This is a genomic window from Pseudomonas sp. B707, from assembly GCF_022496685.1.
In the GTDB taxonomy this organism is placed as follows: domain Bacteria; phylum Pseudomonadota; class Gammaproteobacteria; order Pseudomonadales; family Pseudomonadaceae; genus Aquipseudomonas; species Aquipseudomonas paraglycinae.
Genome location: NZ_WTVE01000006.1, coordinates 24,973 through 47,157 on the forward strand (window position 1 = coordinate 24,973; position 22,185 = coordinate 47,157).

Here is a 22,185-nt window from a genome sequence, read left to right on the forward strand (position 1 = left end):
AATCAATGCCGCACATTTTGATCGTCGAAGACGAAACCATTATCCGCTCCGCCTTGCGCCGCCTGCTGGAACGCAACCAGTACCAGGTCAGCGAAGCCGGTTCAGTGCAGGAAGCACAAGAACGCTTCAGTATTCCCACATTCGATCTGATCGTCAGCGACCTGCGTCTGCCGGGCGCTCCGGGTACCGAGCTGATCAAGCTCGGCCAGGGCACACCGGTGCTGATCATGACCAGCTACGCCAGCCTGCGCTCGGCGGTCGACTCGATGAAGATGGGCGCGGTGGATTACATCGCCAAGCCTTTCGACCACGATGAAATGCTGCAGGCTGTCGCGCGGATCCTGCGCGATCGCCAGTCGGCGCCCGCCGTCGGCGAAGCAGCTCCGGCCAAATCGGCCAATGGCAGCGGCAAATCCGCGATCGATAACAGCAATGGCGAAATCGGCATCATCGGCTCGTGTCCGCCGATGCAGGATCTTTACGGCAAGATCCGTAAGGTCGCGCCGACCGATTCCAACGTATTGATCCAGGGTGAGTCCGGTACCGGTAAAGAGCTGGTGGCCCGTGCCCTGCATAACCTGTCGAAACGCGCCAAGGCGCCGATGATCTCGGTGAACTGCGCCGCCATTCCGGAAAGCCTGATCGAGTCCGAACTGTTCGGCCACGAGAAAGGCGCGTTCACCGGTGCCAGCGCCGGTCGCGCCGGTCTGGTGGAAGCGGCGGACGGCGGCACGCTGTTCCTCGACGAAATCGGCGAGTTGCCGCTGGAAGCCCAGGCTCGCCTGCTGCGCGTGTTGCAGGAAGGCGAAATTCGCCGGGTGGGCTCGGTCCAGTCGCAAAAGGTCGATGTTCGCTTGATCGCGGCGACCCACCGCGACCTCAAGAGCCTGGCGAAAATCGGCCAGTTCCGTGAAGACTTGTACTACCGCCTGCACGTGATCGCGTTGAAACTGCCGGCCCTGCGCGAACGCGGCGCCGACGTCAACGAAATCGCCAATGCGTTCCTCGCTCGCCAGAGCGCCCGCATCAACCGCACCGACCTGAAATTTGCCGCCGATGCCGAACAGGCGATCCGGCACTATTCCTGGCCGGGTAACGTGCGGGAGCTGGAAAACGCCGTCGAGCGCGCGGTGATTCTGAGCGAAAGCCCGGAAATCTCTGCCGACCTGCTGGGTATCGACATCGAGCTGGGCGATCTGGAGGACGACGAATTCATCGGCCTGCCGGCGCAAACGGCCGGTAACGCCAGCAACAGCAGCCACGAACCGACCGAAGACCTGTCACTGGAAGACTACTTCCAGCATTTCGTACTCGAGCATCAGGACCACATGACCGAGACCGAACTGGCGCGCAAACTGGGCGTCAGCCGCAAATGCCTGTGGGAACGTCGTCAGCGTCTGGGCATTCCACGGCGCAAGACCGGGGTCGCCAGCGAGAGCTGAACGTTACCTGTCGAGTGTGCGGGTTACCGTTGAAGAGGTGAAAAAACTGTTACCTCAGTCTTTTCACGTAACAGAAGCCGGGGTTATCGGTAACGAAACCCCGGCTTTTTTTCGCCCTGCGAAAACGGTTATATCGACCTAACCCCTTGTTTTATTGGGTTTCGCAAAAGTTGGCACGGCACCTGCTATATGTTTGGTACAAGAACAATAACAAGCAATGCACAAGACAATAAAAATAAGACGAATCGACTCACGCACAATAAAAACAAGACGGCGAGAGGCGCAGCTAACTGATTCTTTTGGAGAGGCGTTGTATTTGGGGCTATCCCCACGACCAGGCCGAGAACAACAAAAACTGTCTTAAGACAGAGCCTGTACTGGTTGGATCGCAAGATCACTGCAACACAGCGACCAAAGCAATCCGTTTGCTCTTGGCTCCCGATTGGGAGGGTCATGAAGGAAAAGCTTCATGGCGAGGGCACTCAACAAAAACAAGAAGCCCGAATCAATAATAAAAAGAGCACGCAACTACTTCTTGGGGAGCTTCGGCTCCCCTTGTAGTTTCTCCTTTCTGGAAAATCCCCCCTTCTGACGCATCTCCACCCCCTCTAGCCTGCGGCTTGCAGCGCAAAACGGCAGCGTCCTACACCATCCCTCGACTAAATGCTAGAATCCCGGCCCATCATGCGGTCATTCTCTGGTATGGCCGAACATTCCTTCAAACAGTGCATCCCATGCTGAAGAAGCTGTTCCAGTCATTCCGAACTCCCCTGCGTCGTACGCAACACATCCGTAGCACGCCTGAAGTCCTCAACAGCGGCCAACACTCGCTGCAGAAGGCGCAATTCAGCCGTTACGCGGTCAACATCGTCGAACGTCTGCAGGGCGCCGGCTACCAGGCCTACCTGGTTGGCGGTTGCGTGCGAGACATGCTGCTGGGCATCACGCCCAAAGACTTCGACGTCGCCACCAGCGCCACCCCCGAGCAGGTTCGCGCCGAATTCCGCAATGCGCGGATCATCGGCCGCCGGTTCAAGCTGGTACACATCCATTTCGGTCGCGAAATCATTGAAGTCGCGACCTTCCGCGCCAATCACCCGCAAAACGAAGACGACGAAGACAGCAACCAGTCTTCGCGCAACGAGAGCGGGCGTATTCTGCGTGACAACGTTTACGGCACCCTGGAAGAAGACGCGCAACGCCGCGACTTCACCATCAACGCCCTGTATTACGATCCGGTCAGCGAGCGCATCCTCGACTACGCCAACGGCGTACACGACATCCGCAATCACCTGATCCGTCTGATCGGCGACCCGAAGCAACGCTACCAGGAAGACCCGGTGCGGATGCTGCGGGCCGTGCGTTTCGCCGCCAAGCTCAATTTCGGTATCGAGAAGCACACCGTCCAGCCGATTCGCGAACTGGCGCCGATGCTGCGCGAGATTCCGTCGGCCCGCCTGTTCGAGGAAGTGCTCAAGCTGTTCCTCTCCGGTCATGGCGCGATCACGTTCGAGATGCTGGTCGACCTGCAACTGTTCGCGCCGCTGTTCCCGGCCAGTGCCGATGCGCTGGAACACAACCCGGAATATACCCACACGCTGATCAGCGAAGCACTGACCAACACCGACCTGCGGATCAAGCAGAACAAACCGGTAACCCCGGCGTTCCTGTTTGCTGCCCTGCTGTGGCCTGCCCTGCCGGCCCGAGTGCTACGTCTGCAAGAGCGCGGCATGCCGCCAATTCCAGCCATGCAGGAAGGCGCTCACGAACTGATCGCCGAACAGTGCCAGCGCATCGCGATTCCAAAACGCTTCACCATGCCGATCCGCGAGATCTGGGACATGCAGGAACGCCTGCCACGCCGCAGCGGCAAACGCGCCGACCTGCTGCTGGACAATCCGCGCTTCCGCGCCGGCTACGACTTCCTCCTGCTGCGTGAAAGCGCTGGCGAGCAGACCGATGGCCTGGGTGAATGGTGGACCGATTATCAGGACGCCAACGACAGCGAACGTCGCGACATGATCCGCGACCTCAGCGGCAAGGGCGATGACGCCAGTGGCGCACCGCGCAAGCGTCGCCGCAGCAGCGGCTCCAAACGCAAACGCGCTGGCGCACCGAGCGCCACGGGCGAATAAGGCATGGAACGCATCTACATCGGCATGGGCAGCAACCTGGCTGACCCGGCCGAACAACTGCGCAGCGCGGTCGACGCGCTGGGGCAATTGCCCGAGACCGAACTGGTCGGCGTATCTGCCTTCTACCAAAGCGACTCGCTGCTGCCGGGCCAACCGCGTTACACCAACGCGGTTGCCGCGCTCGACAGCGCGCTCGCCCCGCTTGATCTGCTCGATGCCTTGCAGGCGATCGAAAACGATCAGGGCCGCGAACGCCTTGAGCGCTGGGGCCCACGCACGCTGGATCTGGACATTCTGCTGTTCGGTGATCGCCTGATCGACGAACCGCGCCTGAAAGTCCCGCATTACCACATGCAGGAACGCGCGTTCGTTCTCTATCCCCTGGCCGAACTGGCGCCCGAAGATCTGCGCCTGGCCGATGGCCGCACCCTTGCCGATCTTCTCGCAGCCTGCCCGTTCGTCGGCCTAGAACGCCTCTCTCACGCCTGATACAAACCGCTGATGCGGGAGCCAACCGGCTCCCGCATTTTGCGTTCTTGTAGGACAAAAAACCCGCAGATCAGGCCCGCCGGCCCGCTGAATCGCATCAGTAACGCCGGTAACACTCCCCTCGTAACAATGCGGTAACACATGCAATTGACTTCCTGAGGCCTCATCACGACTATAGGCGTCCCGCTGCCGCCAACCCGGCATACAAGGGCGCAATCCAGGCCTTATAAGCACGACAAAAGAGCGTGCGCCTGAATAGATGACGAATCACGCGCGTTACTCGCAGTAGTTTCCAAAGCGCCTGAACGAGGATTTCTTACATGCCAGCCATCACCCTGACCACGCTCCAGAGCCTCAAGCAGAAAGGTGAAAAGATCACCATGCTGACCTGCTATGACGCGACCTTCGCCCACGCCTGCAACGAGGCCGGTGTCGAAGTGCTGCTGGTGGGCGACTCCCTCGGCATGGTCCTGCAGGGTCACGACAGCACCCTGCCCGTGACCACCGCAGAAATGGCCTACCACGTTGCCAGCGTCAAACGCGGCAACTCTGATGCCTTGATCCTGGCCGACCTGCCGTTCATGGCCAACGCCACCCTCGAGCAAACCATGACCAACAGCGCCCTGCTGATGCAGGCCGGCGCGCACATGGTCAAGGTCGAAGGCGCCTTGTGGCTGGCGGATTCGATCCGCCTGCTGGCCGAACGCGGTGTGCCGGTCTGCGCCCACATGGGCCTGACCCCGCAAGCCGTGAACATTCTCGGTGGTTATAAAGTGCAAGGTCGCAACGAGAACCAGGCACGCCAGATGCGCGCCGACGCGATCTCGCTGGAACAGGCCGGTGCAGCCATGCTGCTGCTCGAATGCGTGCCGAGCGAACTGGCGGCTGAAATCAGCCAGGCCGTGAAAATCCCGGTGATTGGCATTGGCGCCGGTTCGAATACCGACGGTCAGGTCTTGGTGCTGCACGACATGCTCGGCCTGTCGATCAGCGGCCGTGTGCCGAAATTCGTGAAGAACTTCATGCAGGGTCAGGACAGCATCCAGTCCGCGCTGAAGGCTTACGTCAGTGAAGTCAAAGCCACCACTTTCCCCGGGATCGAACACGGATTCTCTGCATGAACACCGTCAAAACCGTACGTGAACTGCGCGCCGCCGTGGCGCGCGCCCGCAGTGAAGGCAAGCGCATCGGCTTCGTGCCGACCATGGGCAACCTGCACAGCGGCCACATTGCCCTGATCACCAAGGCCACCCAGCGCGTGGACTTCGTGGTCGCGAGCATTTTCGTCAACCCGCTGCAGTTCGGCGCCGGCGAAGACCTCGACAAATACCCGCGCACCTTGGCGGCGGATCAGGAAAAACTGCTGGAAGCCGGCTGCGATCTGCTGTTCGCCCCGACCGTCGAGGAAATGTACCCCGACGGCATGGCCGGGCAGACCCGGGTCAGCGTGCCGCAACTGTCCGAAGGCCTGTGCGGCGCCAGCCGTCCGGGGCACTTCGAAGGCGTGGCGACGGTGGTCAGCAAGCTGTTCAACATGGTCCAGCCGGACCTGGCGATCTTCGGCCAGAAAGACTTCCAGCAACTGGCGGTAATCCGCGCGCTGGTGCATGACCTGAACATGCCGATCCAGATCATTGGCGAGCCGACCGTACGCGCCGCCGACGGTCTGGCGCTGTCGTCGCGCAACGGTTTCCTCAGTGAAGAACAGCGCGCTGTGGCGCCGGTGGTCTATCGCACCCTGAGCAGCATTGCCGAGTCGATCAAGCAAGGTGAACGCGACTTCCCTGCCCTGATCCAGGCGCAACGCCAGCAACTGGAAGCCGCCGGCCTGCGCCCGGATTATCTGGAGATCCGCCACGCCCTGACCCTGCGCCCGGCAACGGCCGAGGATCGCGATCTGGTGATTCTGGTCGCGGCCTTCCTCGGCACCACCCGGTTGATCGACAACCTGCACCTGAATCTCGATACCCCCGCCTGAACACCGGCAAGCGCTGTGGGAGCAACCCCGCTCCCACAGCGTTTGCACGCGCTTCCAGACCGTATTGCTGAGCACCTGCCCATCGGGCAAACTTCCTGCCGTTCGACGCCACGCGATAAGCAGGGACTTGCTCGCATTACTCGCCGTCTGTCGGCCCCGTCTGTTATCAATGTTAAAAAAGTACCGAAAACAGGTCAGACAAAGCCAAGACAGATCGCGGCGCTGGGTTTACTGTATTCGCCCTGCGCCCAAGTAATCGTGTCGACGCAGTTGCCCCCTCGCCCAAACATGGCGGGGAGGTCTTTTCAGAGTTCAAAAGGCCGTTCAAGTAAAAAGGAAAACCGCAGCGATGGCGTACTACCGCACTCCTCATGACGTTACCGCTCTGCCTGCCTGGCAAGCGTTGAAAGATCACCGCCAAGCCATGCAGGATTTCAGCATGCGCGAAGCCTTCAACGCCGATCCGCAGCGCTTCAATCAGTTCACCCTCAGCAGCTGCGGACTGTTTCTCGACTATTCGAAGAATCTGATCAACGCCGAGACCCGCAATCTGCTGGTGGGTCTGGCCAACGAAGTCGATCTCAAGGGCGCGATCAAGGCGCTGTTCGACGGCGAAATCGTCAACTCCTCCGAAGGCCGCCCGGCGCTGCACACCGCCCTGCGTCGCCCGGTCGGCGACAAGCTGTCGGTCAACGGCGTCAACGTGATGCCTGAAGTACACAAGGTCCTGAACCAGATCACCGATCTCGTGGGCCGCATCCACGACGGTCTGTGGCGCGGTTACACCGAGAAGCCGATCACCGACGTGGTGAACATCGGCATCGGCGGCTCGTTCCTCGGCCCCGAGCTGGTCTCCGAAGCCCTGCTGTCCTACGCCCAGAAAGGCGTGCGTTGCCATTACCTGGCAAACATCGACGGCAGCGAATTCCACGAGCTGACGCAAAAACTGCGCGCCGAGACCACGCTGTTCATCGTTTCGTCGAAATCGTTCAACACCCTCGAAACCCTGAAAAATGCCCAGGCCGCACGCGCCTGGTACCTGGCCCAGGGTGGTTCGGAAGCCGAGCTGTATCGCCACTTCATCGCCGTATCGAGCAACAATGCCGCCGCCGTGGCCTTCGGTATCCGCGAAGAAAACATCTTCCCGATGTGGGACTGGGTCGGCGGTCGTTACTCGCTGTGGTCGGCCATCGGCCTGCCAATCGCGCTGGCCATCGGCATGTCCAACTTCAAGGAACTGCTGTCCGGTGCCTACACCATGGACCAGCATTTCCAGAGCGCGCCGTTCGAACAGAACATGCCGGTACTGCTGGCCCTGCTCGGCGTGTGGTACGGCAACTTCTGGGGCGCGCAAAGCCACGCGATCCTGCCGTACGACCACTACCTGCGTAACATCACCAAGCACTTGCAACAGCTGGACATGGAATCCAACGGCAAGAGCGTGCGTCAGGACGGCACCCCGGTGTCGACCGACACTGGCCCGGTGATCTGGGGCGGCGTCGGTTGCAACGGTCAGCACGCTTATCACCAGTTGCTGCACCAAGGGACCCAACTGATCCCGGCCGACTTCATCGTGCCGATCGTCAGCTTCAACCCGGTCTCCGACCACCATCAGTGGCTGTACGCCAACTGCCTGTCGCAGAGCCAGGCGCTGATGCTCGGCAAGACCCTGCCGGAAGCCGAAACCGAACTGCGTGACAAGGGCATGAGCGAAGACCAGGTGCAGAAACTCGCACCGCACAAGGTGATCCCGGGCAACCGTCCGAGCAACACCCTGGTGGTCGAGCGCATCAGCCCGCGTCGTCTCGGCGCACTGGTGGCGATGTACGAACACAAAGTCTTCGTGCAAAGCGTGGTCTGGGGCATCAACGCCTTCGACCAGTGGGGCGTGGAGCTGGGCAAGGAACTGGGCAAAGGCGTGTACAACCGCCTGGTCGGCAGCGAAGAAACCGCCGCTGAGGACCCGTCCACCCAAGGCCTGATCAACTACTTCCGCGGCCGTCACCGCGGCTGATCCCGCCCTGAACACACCCCCTCGCCATGAGGGGGTGTTTGTTTACAGGTATTGAACCCTCTCCGCTCTCGGCGCATCTTTATCCTTGTCGCACAACAAGAATAAGGAACCGTCATGTTCGATATCAGCACGTTCCCCAAAGCCGATGCCGTCCGCCGGGCTGCACAGTTGAGTCAGGACGACTACCAGCGCCTGTACCGCGAATCCATTGAACACCCCAGCACCTTCTGGGCCGAACAGGCCACCCGCTTCCTCGACTGGAGCACGCCGTGGCAGACCGTCCAGCGCTATGACCTGAAGACCGGCCAAGCCGCCTGGTTTGCCGGTGGCAAGCTGAACGTCAGCTACAACTGCATCGACCGCCATCTGGAAAAGCGCGGCGATCAGACCGCAATCCTCTGGGAAGGCGACGACCCTGCCGAATCGACGCAAATCACCTACAGCAAACTCCATCACCACGTCTGCCGCCTGGCCAACGTGCTGAAAAGCCGTGGCGTGAAAAAAGGCGACCGGGTGTGCATCTACATGCCGATGATCCCCGAAGCGGCCTACGTCATGCTCGCCTGCGCGCGGATCGGCGCGATTCATTCGGTGGTGTTTGGCGGCTTCTCTCCGGATTCCCTGCGCGACCGCATTCTCGACGCCGACTGCCGCACCGTGATCACCGCCGACGAGGGCGTGCGCGGTGGCAAATTCGTGCCACTGAAACAGAATGTCGACAAGGCCCTGCAGAGTTGCCCGAATGTCAGCACCGTCGTGGTGGTCGAGCGTACCCAGAACAAAGTCGACTGGGTCGAAGGCCGCGACCTCTGGTATCACCAGGCCGTGCGCGACGTCAGCGACGATTGCCCGCCAGAACCGATGGACGCCGAAGACCCGCTGTTCATCCTCTACACCTCCGGCAGCACCGGCAAACCCAAGGGCGTGTTGCACACCACCGGCGGTTACCTGCTGCAAGCGGCGATGACCTTCAAGTACGTCCTCGATTACCGCGACGGCGAAGTGTTCTGGTGCACCGCCGACGTCGGCTGGGTTACCGGCCACAGCTATATCGTCTACGGCCCGCTGGCCAACGGCGCCACCACACTGATCTTCGAAGGCGTGCCGAGCTACCCGAGTACTTCGCGGTTCTGGCAGGTGATCGACAAACACAAGGTCAACATCTTCTACACCGCCCCCACCGCCCTGCGCGCATTGATGCGTGAAGGCGCCGGGCCCTTGCAGGAAACGTCGCGACAAAGCCTCAGATTGCTCGGCAGTGTCGGTGAGCCGATCAACCCGGAAGCGTGGGAATGGTATTTCAACGTCGTAGGCGAACAGCGCTGCCCGATTGTCGATACGTGGTGGCAGACCGAAACCGGCGGCATCATGCTCAGCCCGCTGGTCAGCGCCCAGCGGATCAAACCGGGCTGCGCCACCCAGCCGATGTTCGGCGTGCAACCGGTGCTGCTCGATGAGCACGGCAAGGAGATCAAGGGCGCCGGCAGTGGCGTACTGGCGATCAAGTCGAGCTGGCCGGCGCAGATCCGCAGCGTTTACGGCGATCCGCAGCGCATGGTCGACACCTACTTCAAGCCCTACCCCGGTTACTACTTCACCGGCGACGGTGCCCGTCGTGACGAGGACGGCGATTACTGGATCACCGGGCGCATCGATGACGTGATCAATGTCTCCGGCCATCGCATCGGTACCGCCGAGGTGGAAAGTGCGCTGGTGCTGCACGACAGCATTGCAGAGGCCGCCGTGGTCGGTTATCCCCACGACGTCAAAGGTCAGGGGATTTATGCGTTCGTCACACCGATGAATGGCACCGAGCCCAACGATGAGCTGAAGAAAGAACTGCTGGCCCACGTCAGCAAGGAAATCGGCAGCTTCGCCAAACCGGACCTGATCCAGTGGGCCCCGGCCCTGCCGAAGACCCGCTCGGGCAAGATCATGCGGCGGATCCTGCGCAAGATCGCCTGCAACGAACTCGACAGCCTTGGCGACACTTCGACTCTGGCGGATCCGAGCGTGGTGCAGGGCTTGATCGATAAACGCCTGAACCAGTAAGGCCGCAAAAGCATCGCGAGCAGGCTCGCTCCCACAAGGACTTATGATCGTCTGTGGGAGCGAGCCTGCTCGCGATGGGAACCCCTCGATTGCCTGCCAAACTGCTAAACTCCCGCGCCCCGATTCCCTCCAGCAAGGCGCCCGCATGTCTTCCTTGAACCTGGCGCTGCGCGCCGCCCTCGATCAACGCCAGGATCTGCTCGCCGAGCTGCACCGCCAAGGCACCGACTGCTATCGGCTGTTCCACGGCAGCCAGGAGGGTGCCGGCGGCCTGACCATCGACCGCTACGGCCCGCAACTGATGGTGCAAAGTTTCCACCAGACCCTGGCACGCGAAGACCTGCTGCAACTGCACGCCATGGTCAACCAGACCCTGGGCCTTGAAACCCTGTTGGTCTACAACGACCGCTCCCGTGGCAACTCGCGAATCGACCGTGAAGACAGCGTCTACCGCGCCGACGACGCCGCGCTGGCCGATCTGGTCGGCCACGAATGGGGCCTGAATTATCGTGTGCGCGGACGCCATGCCGGACAGGATCCGCTGCTGTTCCTCGACCTGCGCAACACCCGCGGCTGGGTCAAGGATCACGCCAAGGGCAAAAGCGTGCTCAACCTGTTTGCCTACACCTGCGGCGTCGGCCTCAGCGCAGCAGCCGGCGGTGCACGTGAGGTGTGCAACCTGGATTTCGCCGAGGGCAATCTGGCGGTGGGGCGCGAGAACGGTCAGCTCAATCCGCACCTGCCGGCCATGGAGTTCATCCAGTCCGACTACTTCCCGGCGATCCGCCAACTCGCCGGCCTGCCGATCAGTCAGCGTCGCGGGCAGAAACTGCCGAGCTATCAGCGCCTGGAACAGCGCCAGTACGATCTGGTACTCCTCGACCCGCCCGCGTGGGCCAAGAGCGCGTTTGGCACCGTCGACCTGCTGCGCGATTATCAAAGCCTGCTCAAGCCGGCCCTGCTGACCACCGCCGAAAATGGCGTGCTGATCTGCTGCAACAATCTGGCGAAAGTCAGCATGGACGACTGGCGCGAACAAGTGCTGCGCTGCGCCGAAAAAGCCGGGCGGCCGGTGCGTGAATGGAGCGTGATGACTCCGGGCCGGGACTTCCCGTCGATGGATCAACAACCGCCGTTGAAGACACTGATTCTGCAGCTCTGATCTTTACCCATGCAGGAGCAGCCTTCGGAAGCTCCTACAGAAATTGCAGACAAATCTGAACAATCCTGTCTCGTGCGATGTACTTCGGAACCGGAATCGCGTGCCATACTCCAAGGCACTCCGATTCAGACAGATGAAGCCGCACATGCCCAAAGGATTGATTCGCGCGATTGGCGCCCTGTTGACTGCCCTGGCCCTCTACAGCCTGCTGGGGTTCCTGATTTTGCCGGGCATTGCGCTCAGGGTGGTGAATCAGCAACTGGCCAACTACGCCACGGTGCCGGCGCATCTGCAGCGCATCGAACTCAACCCGTTCAGCCTTGAACTCACGCTGTGGGGTCTGGTGATCGGCGAGCCGGGCAAGGAACAGGTCGGCTTCGAACGTCTGTATGCCAACCTGCAACTCGACAGCCTGTGGACCAAAGCCCTGCATCTGTCCGACATCGAACTGGAAAAATCCAAGACCGAAATCCTGTTCGCCAAGGACGGTCAGCTCAACCTTCTCGGTCTGTTCAAGCTCCCGGCCAGCGAGCCCACCCCGGCCGATCCCGACGCCAAACCGTTTCCGCTGCGCATCGACCGGATCCAGCTGGCTGGCGGCAACCTGCATTTTGTGGATGCGCGGCCCAGCGAGCCGATCGAGTTTCTCTACGACAAGCTCGACTTCGAGCTGAAAAACCTCAGCACCCTGCCCGAAGACAACGCCGACATGACCCTCGTCGCGATCGGCCCGGCCGGTGGGCAGATCGACTGGAAAGGCAATTTCACCCTGATCCCGATCGCCTCCGAAGGCACCCTCAAGATCACCGATGGCAAGATGAAAGCCTTCTGGCCTTACGTGCGCGACGCCGTGCCACTGGTGCTGGAAGAGGGTGTCGTCAGCTTGAGCACCGACTACAAGCTCAACCTGTCCAAGGAAACCGAACTGCTGCTGAGCAACGTCGCGGTCAACATCGCGCCGTTCGCGATCAAGGCGCCGGACGGACGTCAGCTGGCGAAACTCGAGCGTCTCGACGTCAGCGACACCACGGTGGACCTGGCCAAACAGCAAGTGGTGGTCGGCAAGATCCGCAGTCAGAAACTGGAAACCTGGGCGGCGCTGGAAGCGGACGGCAAACTGGACTGGCAAAAACTGTTCGCCAGCCAGCCATCGAAACCCGCTGCCAAAGCTGCAGCGGAGCCGAAAAGCACCCCGGCGGCCGCCGACTCGCCGAAACCTGAACCGACCGCGCCGAGCAAACCGTGGCAAGTGTTGATCAAGGACGTGCAACTGCGTGACTACAAAGTGCATCTGGCCGACCGTTCGGCGAAGCCGGAAGTCACCCTGGACGTCACCCCGCTGAACGTCGATCTGCAAAACTTCGACAGCCTCAACGGCTCGCCTTTCAACCTCAAACTCGATACCGGTCTGGGCAAGCAAGGCAAGATCAGCGCCGACGGCGTGGTCAATCTGGCCCCGGTCAGCGCGCAGCTCAACGTGAAAACCCAGGACATCGACCTGCGGGTCGCGCAGTCCTACATCAACCCGTTCATTCGTCTCGAACTGCGCAGCGGCATGCTCGGCAGCGACCTGAAAGTGAACCTGAAAAGCACTGACCCGCTGGCCCTCAGCGTCACCGGTCGTGCTCAGGTCGATCAGTTGCACACCCTCGACACCCTGAAAACCCGCGACTTTCTCAAATGGCAGCAGGTGGTGGTCGAAGGCCTGAACTATCAGCACGGCGACAGCCTGTCGATCGACAGGGTCAACCTGTTCCAGCCGTATGCGCGGTTCATGATCAACGATGATCGCACCACCAACATCGACGACCTGCTCATTCCGCAGCCGGCCGATTCCGGGGCGAAGACCGCCGCGGCGAAACCGGCGAGCAATGACAAACCGCTGGGTATTCACATCGGCGGCATCGCGATCAACGACGGCTCGGCCAACTTCGCCGACTTCAGCCTGACCCCCAACTTTGCCACCGCGATCCAGCAGCTCAACGGCCAGATCGGCACCATCGACAGCCGTCAGGCGAAACCGGCCAGCGTCGACATCAAGGGCAAGGTCGACCGCTATGCGCCGGTGACCATCAAGGGCGCGGTCAACCCGTTCGACCCGATGGCCAGTCTCGACATCGCCACCAGTTTCAAACGCGTCGAGCTGACCACCCTGACGCCCTACTCCGGCAAGTTCGCGGGCTACCGGATCCGCAAGGGCCGGCTCAACCTCGATTTGCATTACCTGATCACCAAAGGCCAGCTCAAGGCCGAGAACAAAGTGGTGGTCGAGCAGCTGCAACTGGGTGAGAAAGTCGACAGCCCGGACGCCGTGAGCCTGCCGTTGAAATTGGCGATCGCCCTGCTCAAGGATGTCGACGGCAAGATCTCCATCGAGCTGCCGGTGACCGGCGACCTGAACAACCCGCAATTCAGCGTGATGCCGATTGTCTGGCAGACCCTGCGCAACCTGATCGTCAAGGCTGCCGCCGCGCCGTTCAAGCTGATTGGCGGTCTGGTCAGCGGTGGTGGTTCCGAAGACCTCGGCACCGTGTCCTTCGCGCCGGGTTCCAGCGACCTGAGCAAAGACGCCGAAGCGGCGCTGGTGAAGCTGTCGCAAGCGCTGAAGGAGCGTCCGGCCCTGCGCCTGGAAATCGAAGGCACCGCGGCAAAAAGCAGCGACGGTCCGTTGCTCGCAGAACAGCGCCTGGAACGTGAATACCAGTACAACTACTACAAGATGCTCCAGCGCCGGGGCGACAAGGTGCCGGCTCAGGCTTCGCTGATTCAGGTACCGGATAACGAAAAAGGCCCGCTGCTTGAGGGCATCTATCGCACCCGTCTGAAAACCCAGCCACCGGCCGAATGGAAGGATCTGGGCAAGGAAGAACGCACGGCGAAAATGCGTGCCGACGTGATCAAGTTCTGGAGCTCCAGCGACGTGCTGTTGCGCCAGCTCGGTCAGGACCGTGCAAGCAGCATCAAGGACTACCTGGTGGATAAAGGCCAACTGGCCGACGATCGCGTGTACTTCATCGACGCCAATCTCGGCGAAGCGGAGAGCGACGGGCGAGTGGTGACGCAAATGCATCTGGATGCCGAGTGATGAACCGAAACTGGCTGACTGCAATGGGGCTGGCATTGATCGCCAGCCAGGCTGCGGCGTCCGATACCCTGCGCTGCGGCAGCCAACTCGTCAGCCTTGGCGACCGCGCCAGCGAGGTGCTGCAAAAATGTGGTGAGCCGGTTGGTCGCGATCTGCTCGGTTACAAACGCAGCGCCAACCGTCGTGAAGAGTTTCAGGTCGAGGAATGGACCTACGGCCCGAGCAACGGCATGTATCAATACCTGCGCTTTGAAGGCAATCGCCTGAAGCAGATCAACAGCAAACGCGGCAATTGACCTTCCCCGCCTTTTCCGGCCCCTGAATAGAACAGGCCCCGACACATGTGCCGGGGCCTGTAATGGCCACATTCCGTGTGGCCGGTCGCATGAACTCTAAAGTGCGGCAGACGTATTGCTCGGCCCGCCTGTCGCGTCTTCTCCCGGTTCAGGCGAGAAGTCTTGCCTTACTCGGCTTTCAGGCCGTCAGCGGAGACCGCTTTCACGCCTTTGATTTTCTTGGTGATGTTCACTGCGGTGGTTTTCTGAGCCTCGGTGATAGCGACGTCAGAAGACAGGGAAACCACACCTTTGTTGGTTTCGACTTTGATGTCGGTACCAGGAATGCCTTTTTCGGTTACCAGGTCGCTTTTGACTTTGGTAGTGATCCAGGTATCGGAAGTAGCTTCTTTAGCCTTGGTGACTTCACCGGCAGCCAAAGTCATTGGAGCCTGAGTGGTCTGGGTCGATTGAGCAAATGCACCGGAAGCCATGGTCAGGGTCAGCGCGGTAGCAGCAGCGGCAGTGATAGCGAACTTCTTCATACGAGTAACTCCTGTTTTTCTGGAAAGTCTGCTGCGTGTCTTGTCAGCAGGGTTACCGTAGATATTGCGAACGTTGTGCCAACTTTTAAAATCTTAATAATCCCTTATAAATCAACAACTTAAAAACTATGAATATTTTCGGAATCATGCAAATTGCATGACCGGTGAAATATTTACATGCAAGTTGCGGCTTTTCGAAAAGTTCCTAAAGCACTGAAATTATTGAAGCTTTTGCCAGGTAGTCGACATAACGAAAATGCCCCGCAGAGCGGGGCATCGTTCGGACTTCCAAATGGATCAGGTACCGCTTGCTGTACAGCCTTTAGGGGAGTAGTCCGGCGCAACGGTCGTTGCACACGACCAGCCGTTGGCAGCGGTTCGTGTGAGCGTGATGGTTTTGCCCACCACCGGTGCCGGCGCATTGGCCAGCGTACAAACGATGGTGCCCGCTCCATCTGCAGCTGTCCCCGAGGCGGTCAGTGCACAGTTGGAGGTGGTAGTGCCCGCATCGCCTTTAACGGCAGCCAGCGTGGGGTTCGTCCCTTGATTGATGATGTCTTCGAACGGCACTTTCATCGCCGAGATTTCGGCCAGCCCCGCCGTCACCTTCGACCGCGCCTGATATTTGGAGTACTGCGGCAGCGCCACAGTCGCGAGAATACCGATGATCGCCACAACGATCAGCAGCTCGATCAGAGTGAAACCTTGTTGTTTCTTCATAGACACGCTCCATGCATGAGTCGGAATCTCATGATCTGAAATGGACTCAGCACAGCCCGTGCCAAGGGCTCGCAGCCCCGGCCTGCTGGGCGTGAACCGGACGTCGTGCCGATTCCTACAGCCCGTAACCGCACTATCTGACACTTTTTGTCACCTGCACCCCGGGTGTTTGGCGCTGTCACTTGACTAGGCTATAAGTCATGAACGGCAAGCACGTGGAAACCCCATGAATGACATCGCTCTGAGCGGTCTGGCCAAACAACTGGTCCAGGCCGAATTGCTCACGGAAAAGAGTGCCCAGCAGGCCTGGCAGCAGGCGCAGCGCAATCGCCTGTCGCTGGTCAGTTACCTGGTGCAGAACAAACTGGTGAAGAGCTGGCAGGTCGCCGAAATAGCCTCGGAGCATTTCGGCATGGCATTTCTCGACCTCAACTGTCTCGACAAGGAAACCCAGCCCAAGGGCCTGGTCAGTGAAAAACTGGTGCGCCAGCACCACGCCCTGCCCCTCTGGCGGCGCGGTAACAAACTGTTCGTGGGGATTTCCGACCCGAGCAATCACCAGGCGATCAATGACATTCAGTTCAGCACCGGGCTGAGCACCGAAGCCATTCTGGTCGAAGACGACAAACTCACCGACGCCATTGAAAAATTCTTCGACACCCACGCCACCGGCCTGGAGGAGATGGCCGATGTCGACCTCGACGGGCTGGACATCGAGTCGGCCGACGACAGCAGACAGGACACCCTCGGCGGAATCGACGCCGACGATGCTCCGGTGGTGCGCTTCGTGCACAAGATGCTGCTGGACGCGATCAAGAGCGGCTCATCCGACCTGCATTTCGAGCCTTACGAAAAGAACTACCGGGTGCGGGTGCGTACTGACGGCATTCTGCGGGAGGTGGCCAAGCCGCCGATTCAGCTCGCCGGGCGCATTGCCGCGCGCCTGAAGGTCATGGCCAGCCTCGACATTTCGGAGCGGCGCAAACCCCAGGACGGGCGGATCAAGATGCGCCTGTCGAAGAGCAAGTCGATCGATTTCCGGGTCAACACCCTGCCCACGCTCTGGGGCGAGAAAGTGGTGATGCGGATCCTCGACCCCTCCAGCGCCCAGATCGGCATCGATGCCCTCGGCTACGAGCCGGAACAGAAAGACCTGTACATGGCCGCCCTCAAGCAGCCGCAAGGCATGATTCTGGTAACCGGCCCCACCGGCTCGGGCAAGACCGTGTCGCTGTACACGGGACTGAACATCCTCAATACCGTCGACATCAACATCTCCACCGCCGAAGACCCGGTGGAGATCAACATGGAAGGCATCAACCAGGTCAACGTCAATCCGAAGCAGGGGCTGGACTTCGCCCAGGCCCTTCGCTCGTTCCTGCGCCAGGACCCGGACGTGATCATGGTCGGCGAAATCCGCGACCTCGAAACCGCCGAAATCGCGATCAAGGCCGCCCAGACCGGTCACCTCGTGCTGTCCACCCTGCACACCAACAGCGCAGCAGAGACCCTCACCCGCCTGCACAACATGGGCATTCCCGGCTTCAACATCGCGACCTCGGTGAGCCTGATCATTGCCCAGCGTCTGGCGCGAAAACTCTGCAGCCACTGCAAGAAACCCATCGAGATCCCCCGCGAAACCCTGATCAAGGAAGGTTTCCCCGAGGAACGCATCGGCCATTTCACGATCTATGAGCCCGCCGGTTGCGATCACTGCAACGGCGGGTACAAGGGTCGCGTGGGGATTTATGAAGTGGTGAAGAACACCCCCGAACTGCAACTGCTGATCATGGCCGAAGGCAACTCACTGGAAATCGATATACAGATGCGCCGGGACGGCTTCAACGACCTGCGCACCTCGGGCCTGATCAAGGCCATGCAAGGCATCACCAGCCTTGAAGAAATCAACCGGGTCACCAAGGACTGAACATGGCGGTCAAGGCAGCGAAAATCAGCATCTACGCCTGGGAAGGTACGGACCGCAAAGGCAGCAAGGTGACCGGCGAGTTGAGTGGCCAGAACCCCGCACTGGTCAAGGCCCAGTTGCGCAAGCAAGGCATCAACCCCGGGAAGGTGCGCAAGAAATCCGCCTCGTTGCTGAGCTTCGGCAAGCGCATCAAGGCCCAGGACATTGCCCTGTTCACCCGGCAAATGGCGACCATGATGAAGGCGGGCGTACCGCTGTTGCAGTCGTTCGACATCATTGGCGAAGGCTTCGAGAACCCGGCCATGCGCAAACTGGTCGACGAGGTGAAACAGGAAGTCGCCGCCGGCAACAGCTTCGCCGCCGCGCTGCGCAAGAAGCCTCAGTATTTTGACGAGTTGTACTGCAACCTGGTGGATGCCGGTGAACAGTCCGGCGCGCTCGACACCCTGCTGGAACGGGTCGCGACCTATAAGGAAAAGAGCGAAAGCCTCAAGGCCAAGATCAAGAAGGCCATGACCTACCCGTCGGCCGTGGTGCTGGTGGCGGCGGTGGTTACCGGGATTCTGCTGGTCAAGGTGGTGCCGCAGTTTCAGTCGGTGTTCTCTGGCTTCGGTGCCGAACTGCCAGCCTTTACGTTGATGGTGATCAGCCTGTCCGAATTCATGCAGCAATGGTGGTGGGCGATTCTTGGTCTGCTGGTGGCCGGTTTTTTCGGCACCCGCCATGCCCTGAAAAAATCCCAGGCCATGCGCGACCGGCGTGACGCCTGGTTTCTCAAGCTGCCGCTGGTGGGCACGCTGATGTACAAGTCCGCAGTGGCGCGGTTCGCCCGGACCCTGTCGACCACCTTCGCAGCCGGCGTGCCGTTGGTTGAAGCGCTGGACTCGGTGGCCGAGGCCACCGGCAACGTGGTGTTCAAGCGCGCCGTGCTGCGTATCCGTCAGGACGTTTCCACCGGCATGCAGCTGAATTTCTCGATGCGCTCCACCGGCATCTTCCCGAACATGGCGGTGCAGATGACCGCCATCGGCGAAGAGTCCGGCGCACTGGACGAGATGCTCGACAAGGTCGCGGGTTTCTACGAGGACGAAGTGGACAACATGGTCGACAACCTCACCAGCCTGATGGAGCCGTTCATCATGGTGGTGCTCGGGGTGATCGTCGGCGGTCTGGTGGTGGCGATGTACCTGCCGATCTTCCAACTCGGCTCAGCGATCTGACATGCCTATCGACGAACTCTTCAGCCTGTGTCCGCTGGCCTTTATCTTCACTGCCTTGTTGCTGGGGCTGGTGGTCGGCAGTTTCCTCAACGTGTTGATCTGGCGCCTGCCGAAAATGCTCGAGCGTGAATGGCGTCAGCAGGCTCACGATGTTTTGGGACTGCCCGGTGAAGCGCCGTTGCCTACCTACAACCTGATGCTGCCGCACTCGCAATGCCCGCACTGTGGCCACCGGATCCGCGCGTGGGAAAACATTCCCGTGTTGAGTTACGTGTTCCTGCGCGGGCGTTGTTCAAGTTGCAGCGCACCGATCAGCAAGCGTTACCCGCTGACCGAACTGGCCTGCGGCCTGCTCTCGGCATTCATCGCCTGGCACCTGGGTTTCGGCTGGCCGGCGTGCCTGCTGATCGTGCTGACCTGGGGCCTGTTGGCCATGAGCCTGATCGACACTGAGCATCAATTGCTGCCCGACGTGCTGGTGCTGCCGCTGCTCTGGCTGGGGCTGATCGTCAACAGCTTCGAGCTGTTCGTGCCGCTGCACGACGCCCTGTGGGGCGCGGTGCTGGGTTACATGGCCCTGTGGTCGGTGTTCTGGCTGTTCAAGCTGATCACCGGCAAGGACGGCATCGGTCACGGCGATTTCAAGCTGCTGGCGCTGCTTGGGGCCTGGGGCGGCTGGCAGATTTTGCCGCTGACCATCCTCTTGTCCTCGCTGGTGGGTGCCGTGCTAGGGGTGATTTTGCTCAAGCTGCGGGACCAGAAAACCTCGACGCCGATCCCCTTCGGCCCGTATCTGGCAATTGCCGGCTGGATTGCCTTGCTCTGGGGTGGTCAAATAACCGGCTTCTATTGGCAGTTTGTCGGTTTGAAATGAATACCCCTGTGGAAAAACCCTGGATTCTCGGCCTGACCGGCGGCATCGGCAGCGGCAAAAGCGCTGCCGCCCAGCACTTCATCGATCTTGGCATCCACGTGGTGGACGCCGACCACGCGGCGCGCTGGGTGGTCGAACCGGGCCGTCCGGCGCTGGCGAAGATCGCCGAACACTTCGGCCCCGATGTGTTGCAGGCCGACGGCACGCTGGATCGTGCGGCCCTGCGCAAACTGATCTTTGAGGTGCCGGAGCAACGGCGCTGGCTCGAAGCGCTGCTGCATCCGCTGATCGCCGAGGAAATCGCCCATCATCTGGCGCTGGCACAATCGCCTTACGCGATTCTGGTCTCGCCGCTGCTGATCGAATCAGGGCAATACGCGATGACTCAGCGAATCCTGGTGATCGACGCCCCGCAACAACTGCAGATCGAACGCACCTTGCAGCGTGACCAGACCAGCGAACAGCAGGTTCAGGCGATCCTCAAGGCCCAGTCCAGCCGCGAAGACCGCGTCAGCCGTGCCGACGACGTGGTGGTCAACGACCGCGACCTCGCCTGGCTGCACAGCGAGGTCGAGCGCCTGCATCACTTTTACCTGACTTTATCCGGAGGCCAATCATGAGCCAGACCCCAACCGTCAACTGCCCGACTTGCGGCGCGCCCGTGGAATTCACCCCGGAAAACAAATACCGTCCGTTCTGCTCGGACCGCTGCAAACTGATCGACCTCGGCGCCTGGGCGTCGGAAGAGCACAAGATTCCGGTGGCCCCGGATGCCGAGGACGAACTGTTTTCCGGCGATTTCGACCCGCGTCACTGATCCCGCTCAGGGCCGCATGAAGCCGTAGTCCTGATCGTCGTCGAGGTTTTCCGCCAGAAAACGCAACTCGTCGGCCAGGTCTTCGGCATTGCGCACCGCCTTGCTCTGCTGCACCACCGCACTGAGCAAGGCGCGCAGGCTCAGGCCCGGATCGAATCCCACCTCCTGCGCAATCTCCAGACTCTGCCGGGTTTCCTGCCTCGCCCACTCGTACACGCTCATGCCGCTGCTCCTGAAGGGATTTGGCCGAGCATGAAATGCCGCGCGCAGAGTCGATTTGATGTGGATCAAGACTTGGGATCGTCGTCCTTCCACGGCGCCGAAAGGTAGCGCGTGCGGTTGAAGGTCTCCAGCCATTCCGGGCAGAACACCACCAAGGCGCTGACCACCATGCCGTTGATGAAGGCTTCGGGAAAAATCAGCAACCACAGGTAACCGATGAAATCTTCCAGCCATTCCGGCATGGCAAAGAGGCCGTCGTACCAGAGCAACGTCAGGCTCAGCGTCAGGCAGAACAACGCCGACAGCGCCGCGGCGAAAAAACCGGAACAGAAGATGTACACGAACGGATTGCGCGGCTGGGCGCGCTCGACCAGGATTGCCACGCATTCGGTGATCAGCACCGGCAACAGGATCAGCAAGGCGCCATTGACCCCGACGGCCACCAGGTCCTGACGCCCCAACAGCACCAGTCCCAGTTGCGCCACCAGTCCGCCGACGATCGCCAGCGGCCAGTCCAGCAGCAGCGTCACAGCCGTCATGCCGATGAAGTGGTAGGACACGCCGGTGTCGAAATCCCTGCGCACCAGCCACAGCAGAAACAACGCGAACACCGTGCCGAACAGCAAATGCTGACGGCGGTTATCGCTGAACAGCTCGACCCACGGTGCGCGGACAATCGCCCAGAGCAGCACCGGCAGGTAAATCAACCATCCCAGCAGCAGGCTCGCAGACGACAGCAGCTCGGCGCCGATCATGGGCGAGCCTGCTCCAGCGCCTCACGTAGTTCAGCCGCCTGGGTGTATTCGTGCCGGGCCAGCAAACGCCCGTCCTTGAGCTGCAGCCAGAGCACCGCGCCTTCGGCCCCGGGGTAGCGCGAGGCCACGCGACTTTCGCGATCAAGCAACACTCGATAGCTGTAGTCACGCATCGCCGGAACGGCGAACATCTTCGCGATCAGCGCCGGCATGCGCTGGATATCGGCGACAAACACCGCGTGCCGCGCCTCCAGATAGCCCTTGGGCTGATCGGCCATGGCTTGCTTGAGCAGTTTCGCACCGTCCATGTCACGCGCCACCAACAGCGTCGTAGTGCGGTCATCGAGAGTAAACGGCTGATCGTACTGGTCCAGCAGCGTCCAGGGTGCCAGTCGCTCACCTATTTCCAGCGCATGGGCCCATAGCGGAACGACAGCGAACAACAACAGCCAGCGAAATTTCACATTCAGCCC

Annotated in this window: 20 protein-coding genes; 15 read left to right on the top strand and 5 right to left on the bottom strand. The window is 60.7% G+C overall.

Annotated elements, in window-relative coordinates; genetic code table 11:
* Window positions 1–5: 5 nt before the first annotated feature.
* From GQX66_RS01795 to GQX66_RS01840, 10 genes are all read left to right on the top strand, one after another.
* Window positions 6–1,442: a sigma-54 dependent transcriptional regulator gene (locus GQX66_RS01795; protein WP_085747746.1), complete on the top strand. Its 1,437-nt coding sequence runs from the start codon at window positions 6–8 to the stop codon at window positions 1,440–1,442.
* A 734-nt stretch (window positions 1,443–2,176) separates the two neighbouring features.
* On the top strand, window positions 2,177–3,577 hold the full coding sequence (locus GQX66_RS01800) for a polynucleotide adenylyltransferase PcnB (protein WP_007959609.1): 1,401 nt from the start codon (window positions 2,177–2,179) through the stop codon (window positions 3,575–3,577).
* 3 nt (window positions 3,578–3,580) lie between these two features.
* A complete protein-coding gene (gene folK / locus GQX66_RS01805) occupies window positions 3,581–4,066 on the top strand; it encodes a 2-amino-4-hydroxy-6-hydroxymethyldihydropteridine diphosphokinase (RefSeq protein WP_102686300.1) in 486 nt (161 codons plus the stop codon).
* 320 nt (window positions 4,067–4,386) lie between these two features.
* Complete coding sequence (panB, locus tag GQX66_RS01810) at window positions 4,387–5,187, top strand: 3-methyl-2-oxobutanoate hydroxymethyltransferase (protein WP_102718631.1); 801 nt, start codon at window positions 4,387–4,389, stop codon at window positions 5,185–5,187.
* Entirely contained in the window at window positions 5,184–6,044 is an 861-nt protein-coding gene (gene panC / locus GQX66_RS01815; RefSeq protein ID WP_007959604.1) for a pantoate--beta-alanine ligase, read from the top strand. Before panB ends, panC begins: the two co-directional genes overlap by 4 nt.
* 349 nt (window positions 6,045–6,393) lie before the next feature.
* Window positions 6,394–8,058, top strand: a complete 1,665-nt coding sequence (gene pgi, locus GQX66_RS01820) for a glucose-6-phosphate isomerase (protein WP_240865770.1) — start codon at window positions 6,394–6,396, stop codon at window positions 8,056–8,058.
* A gap of 114 nt (window positions 8,059–8,172) precedes the next feature.
* The gene (acs, locus tag GQX66_RS01825; protein WP_240865773.1) at window positions 8,173–10,110 is read left to right on the top strand and encodes an acetate--CoA ligase; all 1,938 of its coding nucleotides are present in this window, start codon (window positions 8,173–8,175) and stop codon (window positions 10,108–10,110) included.
* A 145-nt stretch (window positions 10,111–10,255) separates the two neighbouring features.
* A complete protein-coding gene (locus GQX66_RS01830) occupies window positions 10,256–11,272 on the top strand; it encodes a class I SAM-dependent methyltransferase (protein ID WP_240865776.1) in 1,017 nt (338 codons plus the stop codon).
* Between the two features lie 133 nt (window positions 11,273–11,405).
* Window positions 11,406–14,357 (top strand): DUF748 domain-containing protein, encoded by a 2,952-nt coding sequence (locus GQX66_RS01835; RefSeq protein WP_240865779.1) that lies wholly within the window; start codon window positions 11,406–11,408, stop codon window positions 14,355–14,357.
* The gene (locus tag GQX66_RS01840; protein ID WP_085747738.1) at window positions 14,357–14,653 is read left to right on the top strand and encodes a DUF2845 domain-containing protein; all 297 of its coding nucleotides are present in this window, start codon (window positions 14,357–14,359) and stop codon (window positions 14,651–14,653) included. The genes GQX66_RS01835 and GQX66_RS01840 overlap by 1 nt, the downstream gene beginning before the upstream one ends.
* Window positions 14,654–14,820: 167 nt before the next feature.
* Here GQX66_RS01840 and GQX66_RS01845 read toward each other — a convergent pair whose 3' ends face one another.
* Window positions 14,821–15,177, bottom strand: a complete 357-nt coding sequence (locus tag GQX66_RS01845) for a BON domain-containing protein (RefSeq protein WP_011335977.1) — start codon at window positions 15,175–15,177, stop codon at window positions 14,821–14,823.
* Between the two features lie 297 nt (window positions 15,178–15,474).
* Window positions 15,475–15,897, bottom strand: a complete 423-nt coding sequence (locus GQX66_RS01850; protein ID WP_085747737.1) for a pilin — start codon at window positions 15,895–15,897, stop codon at window positions 15,475–15,477.
* A gap of 226 nt (window positions 15,898–16,123) precedes the next feature.
* On the opposite strand from GQX66_RS01850, the gene pilB reads away from it, so the two are divergent.
* The 5 genes from pilB to yacG are packed head-to-tail and all read left to right on the top strand — an operon-like array spanning window position 16,124 to window position 20,735.
* Window positions 16,124–17,824: a type IV-A pilus assembly ATPase PilB gene (gene pilB, locus GQX66_RS01855; RefSeq protein WP_240865789.1), complete on the top strand. Its 1,701-nt coding sequence runs from the start codon at window positions 16,124–16,126 to the stop codon at window positions 17,822–17,824.
* 2 nt (window positions 17,825–17,826) lie between these two features.
* Window positions 17,827–19,044 carry a type II secretion system F family protein gene (locus GQX66_RS01860; protein ID WP_240865792.1) on the top strand — a complete coding sequence of 406 codons (1,218 nt, stop codon included), beginning with the start codon at window positions 17,827–17,829 and terminating at the stop codon, window positions 19,042–19,044.
* Between the two features lies 1 nt (window position 19,045).
* Window positions 19,046–19,918, top strand: coding sequence for an A24 family peptidase (locus GQX66_RS01865; RefSeq protein ID WP_240865793.1), 873 nt, complete (start codon window positions 19,046–19,048; stop codon window positions 19,916–19,918).
* On the top strand, window positions 19,915–20,538 hold the full coding sequence (gene coaE / locus GQX66_RS01870) for a dephospho-CoA kinase (protein ID WP_007959586.1): 624 nt from the start codon (window positions 19,915–19,917) through the stop codon (window positions 20,536–20,538). Before GQX66_RS01865 ends, coaE begins: the two co-directional genes overlap by 4 nt.
* The gene (gene yacG, locus GQX66_RS01875; protein ID WP_011335983.1) at window positions 20,535–20,735 is read left to right on the top strand and encodes a DNA gyrase inhibitor YacG; all 201 of its coding nucleotides are present in this window, start codon (window positions 20,535–20,537) and stop codon (window positions 20,733–20,735) included. The genes coaE and yacG overlap by 4 nt, the downstream gene beginning before the upstream one ends.
* A 6-nt stretch (window positions 20,736–20,741) precedes the next feature.
* Here the strand turns inward: yacG and GQX66_RS01880 are convergent, their stop codons facing one another.
* The 3 genes from GQX66_RS01880 to GQX66_RS01890 all read right to left on the bottom strand — a co-directional run bounded on the left by GQX66_RS01880 (window position 20,742) and on the right by GQX66_RS01890 (window position 22,176).
* Complete coding sequence (locus GQX66_RS01880; protein WP_240865796.1) at window positions 20,742–20,957, bottom strand: hypothetical protein; 216 nt, start codon at window positions 20,955–20,957, stop codon at window positions 20,742–20,744.
* A gap of 65 nt (window positions 20,958–21,022) precedes the next feature.
* Entirely contained in the window at window positions 21,023–21,712 is a 690-nt protein-coding gene (locus GQX66_RS01885) for an energy-coupling factor ABC transporter permease (RefSeq protein WP_129972816.1), read from the bottom strand.
* A complete protein-coding gene (locus tag GQX66_RS01890) occupies window positions 21,709–22,176 on the bottom strand; it encodes an FAD/FMN-containing dehydrogenase (RefSeq protein ID WP_085689765.1) in 468 nt (155 codons plus the stop codon). The genes GQX66_RS01885 and GQX66_RS01890 overlap by 4 nt, the downstream gene beginning before the upstream one ends.
* Between the last annotated feature and the right edge of the window lie 9 nt (window positions 22,177–22,185).

Excerpts from the sequence above, each read along its gene's own strand:
- GQX66_RS01795 (WP_085747746.1), top strand. The coding sequence starts at position 6 with ATGCCGCACATTTTGATCGTCGAAGACGAAACCATTATCCGCTCCGCC.
- GQX66_RS01800 (WP_007959609.1), top strand. The coding sequence starts at position 2,177 with ATGCTGAAGAAGCTGTTCCAGTCATTCCGAACTCCCCTGCGTCGTACG.
- folK (WP_102686300.1), top strand. The coding sequence starts at position 3,581 with ATGGAACGCATCTACATCGGCATGGGCAGCAACCTGGCTGACCCGGCC.
- panB (WP_102718631.1), top strand. The coding sequence starts at position 4,387 with ATGCCAGCCATCACCCTGACCACGCTCCAGAGCCTCAAGCAGAAAGGT.
- panC (WP_007959604.1), top strand. The coding sequence starts at position 5,184 with ATGAACACCGTCAAAACCGTACGTGAACTGCGCGCCGCCGTGGCGCGC.
- pgi (WP_240865770.1), top strand. The coding sequence starts at position 6,394 with ATGGCGTACTACCGCACTCCTCATGACGTTACCGCTCTGCCTGCCTGG.
- acs (WP_240865773.1), top strand. The coding sequence starts at position 8,173 with ATGTTCGATATCAGCACGTTCCCCAAAGCCGATGCCGTCCGCCGGGCT.
- GQX66_RS01830 (WP_240865776.1), top strand. The coding sequence starts at position 10,256 with ATGTCTTCCTTGAACCTGGCGCTGCGCGCCGCCCTCGATCAACGCCAG.
- GQX66_RS01835 (WP_240865779.1), top strand. The coding sequence starts at position 11,406 with ATGAAGCCGCACATGCCCAAAGGATTGATTCGCGCGATTGGCGCCCTG.
- GQX66_RS01840 (WP_085747738.1), top strand. The coding sequence starts at position 14,357 with ATGAACCGAAACTGGCTGACTGCAATGGGGCTGGCATTGATCGCCAGC.
- GQX66_RS01845 (WP_011335977.1), bottom strand. The coding sequence starts at position 15,177 with ATGAAGAAGTTCGCTATCACTGCCGCTGCTGCTACCGCGCTGACCCTG.
- GQX66_RS01850 (WP_085747737.1), bottom strand. The coding sequence starts at position 15,897 with ATGAAGAAACAACAAGGTTTCACTCTGATCGAGCTGCTGATCGTTGTG.
- pilB (WP_240865789.1), top strand. The coding sequence starts at position 16,124 with ATGAATGACATCGCTCTGAGCGGTCTGGCCAAACAACTGGTCCAGGCC.
- GQX66_RS01860 (WP_240865792.1), top strand. The coding sequence starts at position 17,827 with ATGGCGGTCAAGGCAGCGAAAATCAGCATCTACGCCTGGGAAGGTACG.
- GQX66_RS01865 (WP_240865793.1), top strand. The coding sequence starts at position 19,046 with ATGCCTATCGACGAACTCTTCAGCCTGTGTCCGCTGGCCTTTATCTTC.
- coaE (WP_007959586.1), top strand. The coding sequence starts at position 19,915 with ATGAATACCCCTGTGGAAAAACCCTGGATTCTCGGCCTGACCGGCGGC.
- yacG (WP_011335983.1), top strand. The coding sequence starts at position 20,535 with ATGAGCCAGACCCCAACCGTCAACTGCCCGACTTGCGGCGCGCCCGTG.
- GQX66_RS01880 (WP_240865796.1), bottom strand. The coding sequence starts at position 20,957 with ATGAGCGTGTACGAGTGGGCGAGGCAGGAAACCCGGCAGAGTCTGGAG.
- GQX66_RS01885 (WP_129972816.1), bottom strand. The coding sequence starts at position 21,712 with ATGATCGGCGCCGAGCTGCTGTCGTCTGCGAGCCTGCTGCTGGGATGG.